The sequence below is a fragment of the Bradyrhizobium sp. MI1.7 genome (assembly GCF_055811795.1).
This window is the reverse complement of record NZ_JBVVPO010000100.1, coordinates 1-5123: the sequence shown is the minus strand read 5'-3', so window position 1 is coordinate 5123 and position 5123 is coordinate 1. Positions and strand designations below refer to the sequence as shown.

At 64.0% G+C, this 5123-nt stretch carries 4 protein-coding genes and 1 pseudogene; 3 read left to right on the top strand and 2 right to left on the bottom strand.

The features are described from left to right. Positions 1-167 precede the first annotated feature (167 nt). Both AC0L3X_RS43130 and AC0L3X_RS43125 read right to left on the bottom strand, forming a co-directional pair. Entirely contained in the window at positions 168-2261 is a 2094-nt protein-coding gene (locus AC0L3X_RS43130; protein WP_473317440.1) for a S9 family peptidase, read from the bottom strand. Positions 2262-2300: 39 nt separating this feature from the next. Further along, the gene (locus AC0L3X_RS43125; protein ID WP_354132411.1) at positions 2301-2999 is read right to left on the bottom strand and encodes a hypothetical protein; all 699 of its coding nucleotides are present in this window, start codon (positions 2997-2999) and stop codon (positions 2301-2303) included. On the opposite strand from AC0L3X_RS43125, the pseudogene AC0L3X_RS43120 reads away from it, so the two are divergent. The 3 genes and pseudogenes from AC0L3X_RS43120 to AC0L3X_RS43110 all read left to right on the top strand — a co-directional run. Next, positions 2898-3497 (top strand): annotated as a pseudogene (locus AC0L3X_RS43120) (MBOAT family O-acyltransferase); the annotation flags it as partial. The gene AC0L3X_RS43125 and the pseudogene AC0L3X_RS43120 sit on opposite strands and share 102 nt — an antisense overlap. A gap of 173 nt (positions 3498-3670) precedes the next feature. Next, on the top strand, positions 3671-3928 hold the full coding sequence (locus AC0L3X_RS43115; protein ID WP_354132412.1) for a hypothetical protein: 258 nt from the start codon (positions 3671-3673) through the stop codon (positions 3926-3928). After that, positions 3928-5028, top strand: coding sequence for a hypothetical protein (locus tag AC0L3X_RS43110; protein WP_063980478.1), 1101 nt, complete (start codon positions 3928-3930; stop codon positions 5026-5028). Before AC0L3X_RS43115 ends, AC0L3X_RS43110 begins: the two co-directional genes overlap by 1 nt. Positions 5029-5123: the final 95 nt, after the last annotated feature.

Here is a 5123-nt window from a genome sequence, read left to right as displayed (position 1 = left end):
CCCGGGGGCGCGGCGCCTGCCCCCACCTAACTGAGGTCCCCAATCCCGCCGCCCCCCCCGGGGGGGGGGGCCAGGCCCGTAGCCCGGATGGAGCACAGCGCAATCCGGGGCGGTCTTGCCGTCTGCACGAATCCCGGATTTCGCTGCGCTCCATCCGGGCTACAAGGTCACGCCTCCGGCATCCCCGCTGCCCAAAGCGCGAACGCATAGACGATCGCGACTTCGTCCAGCCGGTCGAACCGCCCCGATGCGCCGCCGTGGCCGGCACCCATGTTGGTGCGGAGCAACACCGGGCCGCCGCCGCTCATGGTCGCGCGCAGGCGCGCGATCCATTTGGCCGGCTCCCAATAGGTCACGCGCGGATCGGTCAAGCCGCCCATCGCGAGGATCGCCGGATAGTCCTTCGCCGCGACATTGTCGTACGGGGAGTAGGACAGGATGGTGCGAAAATCCTTTTCGCTCTCGATCGGGTTGCCCCATTCGGGCCATTCCGGCGGCGTCAGCGGCAGCGTGTCGTCAAGCATGGTGTTGAGCACGTCGACGAACGGCACTTCGGCGACGATGCCTGCGAACAATTCGCCGGCGCGGTTCGCGACGGCGCCCATCAGCATGCCGCCGGCCGAGCCGCCATGGCCGACGATGCGTTTTGTGTATTTCGCATCGATCAGCGCCCGCGCGCTGGCCGCAAAATCGTCAAAGCTGTTCGTCTTTTTCTCGCGCTTGCCGTCGAGATACCAGCCCCAGCCCTTGTCGGCGCCGCCGCGGATATGGGCGATGGCGTAAACAAAACCGCGGTCGACCAGCGAGAGGCGGTTGGCGTTGAAGGAGGCCGGCATCGCCATGCCGTAGGAGCCGTAGCCGTAGAGCAGCAGCGGCGCCGAGCCATCGAGCTTCAGCCCGAGGCGATAGAGGATCGACACCGGCACCTCGGCGCCGTCATGCGCCTTGGCCATGATGCGCGTCGTGACATAGTCGGCCGCATCGTGACCGGACGGAATCTCCTGGCGCTTGCGCAAGGTCCGCGTGCGCTTGACCATGTCGTAATCGTAGACTTCCGACGGCGTCGTCATCGACGAATAGGCGAAGCGCAAGTTCGTGGTGTCGAATTCGTAGGAGCCCATCGTGTCGAGCGAATAGGCCGCCTCGTCGAAGGCGATGGCGTGCTCGTCCCTGGTCGCGAGATCGCGGATCACGACCGACGGCAGCGCATTGGCGCGCTCCAGCCGCACCAGATGGCCGGCATAGAGATCGAGGTCGATGATGTAGACGCCGGGACGATACGGGATCAGGTCGCGCCAGTTCTTGCGCTCGGGTGCGCCAAGCGGCGCGGTGACGATCTTGAAATCGATGGCGTCATCGGCATTGGTGAGGATGAAGAGCTCGTCGCCGCGGTCGGCCAGCGAATATTGCACGCCGTCCTCGCGCGCCGCGACCAGGCGCGGCGGCGCTTCGGGGTGGGCGAGATCGATCAGCCGCTGCTCCGAGGTCTCGTGATCGCCGCCCGCGATCACGCAGAAGCGGCCGCTGGTGCTCTCATGCAGATGGGTGAACCAGCCGGAATCCTGCTCCTCGTAGACGAGCGAGTCGTCGGCCTGCCTGGTGCCGAGCCTGTGCAGCCACACCTGCATCGGGCGATGGTTGTCGTCGAGCTTCACATAGAAGAAGCTCTTGCAGTCCTTGCTCCAGACGATGCCGCCGTCGGTCTCCTCGACCAAATCGTCAAGATCCTTGCCCGTGGCCCAGTCGCGGACGCGGATGGAGAAATATTCCGAGCCCTTGGTGTCGGCGCTCCAGGCTTGCAGCTTGTGATCGTTCGAGTGGCGGCTGCCGCCGAACTTGAAGTATTTGTGGTCTTTGGCGAGCGCGTCGCCGTCGAGCACGATCTGGCCCTCGCCGCCGTCGCGCGGCATGCGGCCGAACAATTCGTGCTGCCCACCCTCGCGAAACCTCCGGAAATAGGCGAACGGTCCGTCGGGCGAGGGCACGCTGGAATCGTCCTCCTTGATCCGCCCGCGCATCTCGCGCACCAGCGTCTTCTGAAGCGACGAGGTGTGGCCGAGCAGGCTCTCGGTGTAGCCGTTCTCTTCATCGAGATATTTGCGGATGTCGGGATCGAGCACGGCGGGATCGCGCAGCACCTCCTGCCATTTCTCGTCCTTCAGCCAGGCATAGTCGTCGGCCACGGTGATCCCGTGCCGCGTGAAGGAATGCGGCCGGCGCGGGGCGACGGGGGGCTGGGAAGGTGTCTTGGCTTGTGTCACTCGGTCCTCATCATCTCGTACTCGCGCTGCGTTCCCTCTTTACCTCTCCCCGTAAGAACGGGGAGAGGGAGAAGAAAGGCGCGCCGCATCGCTCGCCGTATTCCACCTTATATCGTCCCGATTCCGCGAATTGCCAGCGCCGCTGCGCCAAGGACTGCGCCAAGTCGCCGGGTTGTTGATCGCCCCCTTGTATGCTTTAGGGGCGATACCCCCCGCCGCCGGTCCAGCCTGATGCTGTTCAATTCCTACCCGTTCATCCTGCTGTTCCTGCCGGCCGTGCTGGCCGGCTATTTCTGGCTCGGGCGGCGCAGCAATCTGGCGCCGGTGATCTGGCTGGCGCTGGCCTCGCTCGCCTTCTACGCCTTCGGCAGCTGGCAGTTCGTGGGCCTGCTGCTGGTCTCGATCGCCTTCAACTACGGCGTCGGCTATCTCCTGATCGCGGCGAAGCTCGCCCCAATGCAACGAAAGGCGGCGCTCGCGCTCGGCGTCGTCGGCGACCTCCTGGTGCTCGGCATCTTCAAATATGCCGGCTTCGTCGCCGAGAACATCAATGCGCTGGCCGGTACGCATGTTGCGGTCCACATCCTGCTGCCGGTCGGCATCTCCTTCTACACCTTCACCCAGATCGCGTTCCTGGTGGATGCGTATCGTGGCCAGGTCGCGCGTTACGCCTTGCCGCACTACGCGCTGTTCGTGACCTACTTTCCGCACCTGATCGCGGGGCCGATCCTCCACCACAAGGACATGATCCCGCAATTCGAGCGGAAGGAGACCAAGTATCCGGACGCACACCTGATCCTGTGCGGAATCGTCATCTTCGCGATCGGCCTGTTCAAGAAGACCTGCCTTGCCGATGGCATCCAGCCCCTGGTGGCGCTCGCCTTCGAGGCGCGCTCGCCGAGCTTTGATCAGGCCTGGTGTGGTGCGCTCGCCTACACGTTCCAGCTCTATTTCGACTTCTCCGGCTATTCCGACATGGCGATCGGGATATCGCTGATGTTCGGCATCTTCCTGCCCGTGAATTTCAACTCACCCTACAAGGCCACCAGCATCGTCGAGTTCTGGCGCCGCTGGCACATGACCTTGTCGCAGTTCCTGCGCGACTATCTCTACATCTCGCTCGGCGGCAATCGCCGCGGCCGCGTGCTGCGCTACGTCAATCTGATGATCACGATGCTGCTCGGCGGGCTCTGGCACGGCGCGGCCTGGACTTTTGTCGCCTGGGGCGCGCTGCATGGCGCTTATCTCTGCGTCAATCATGCCTTCAACGCGCTGGTGCCCAACGTCCCGACGTTGCTCGTGCGTCCGGTCCGCATCGTCGGAGCCGTGCTGACGTTCCTCGCCGTCGTCGTGGCTTGGGTTTTTTTCGCGCCGAGAGCGTTACTTGGGCGCTGCGTGTCCTCCACGCGATGGCCGATCCGTCGAATATCGTCCTCGGCCGCGAGGAGATCGCCGCATTGGTTCTGGTGTCGATCTACGCCGCGCTGGTGTGGATGTCGCCGAACACGCAAGCGATCATGGGATACGATCACGACAATCGCAGGGTCGGCGAGGCCCTGCCGGCAGGACGGATGCGACCGCTGTTCCTTTACGGCGCGGCGCTGGTGCTCGCTCTCGGGATTCTCGGCATCCAGAGCCACAGCGAATTCATCTATTTCCGGTTCTGATGCGAGGCAATTTCATACATCTGAGACGTCTTCTGCTCGCCAGCATCGCCTGCGTGCTGGGCGCGGCGGTACTCACCTATCTCGTCGATCCCTTGCAACTGTTTCGCCCGTCGCGACTGGCCTTCTATTCCGACGACACGCGCGTGCAGAATGCCGGGCTGATCCGCAGCCAGTCGTTCGACACCGCCTTCATGGGCACCTCGCTCGCGATCCGTTTCCGCCAGAGCGACATCGATCGCGCGCTCGGCGTCCACTCGCTCAAGCTGGCGATGACCGGGTCCAATTCGCGCCAGCAGGGCTTTGTGCTGGAGCGGGCGATCGAGCGCGGCGCCCGGCGCGTGATCTGGGCGATGGACGATTTCATCTTTGTCGATGCGGCGGATATCGAGGCCGATCCCTTTCTGTCCGTCGATCTCTATCGCCAGACAACGAAGGGCATCGCGTCCTATCTGTTCAGCGCCGCGATGGCGAAGGAATCCTTGTTCGCGCTGCTGCGGTCGATCCCGCCGCTGCAGCAGAAGCTGACCCAGGCGGCGCCGTTTCTCCCCGTCAAGTTCGCGCTGTCCGACGTCGACGACATCTACGCGCTGCCGCGCGATTTCGACGTCGCGCGTGACTACAATGCGAAGAAGACGCTTGCCTCGTTCGCTTACATCACGAGCCCCGTGCGCAGCCGCTTCCTTGGCGAAGGCTATGGCTACGACGCCATGCTCCGGCATTTCGAACGCGACGCCGTCGGCTTGATCACGCGTCATCCGGACGTGACCTTCGACATCTACTTGCCGCCCTATTCGATCCTGCAGTTCGTGGCGATGCGTGATGCCTCGCCTGCGACGCTGAAGATCGTCACCGACCTCACCGCGCGCATCGCCGAGCGGCTGACGCAGCTTCCGAATGTGCGTCTGTACGATTTCCGCGCGATCAGGGCGGTGACGCACGATCTCGATAACTACAGCGACGTCATCCACCATTCGCCGGCGGTCGATGCGAAGGTGCTGAATTGGCTGGCGCGTGGAGAGTATCGCGTCGATCCTGAGGCGCCGCTCGCGTCGCTGGATGCGCTGAAAGCTCAGGTCGAGGCCTATCGCGTGGAGCGCTGACCTTTCCCCCTCTCCCCCTGTGGGCCTGTTGCGTTATCGGCTTTTGAGGCTGAAGACGTCAGGAGAGAAGGCCTTGGTCCTGGCAATGCCTGCGA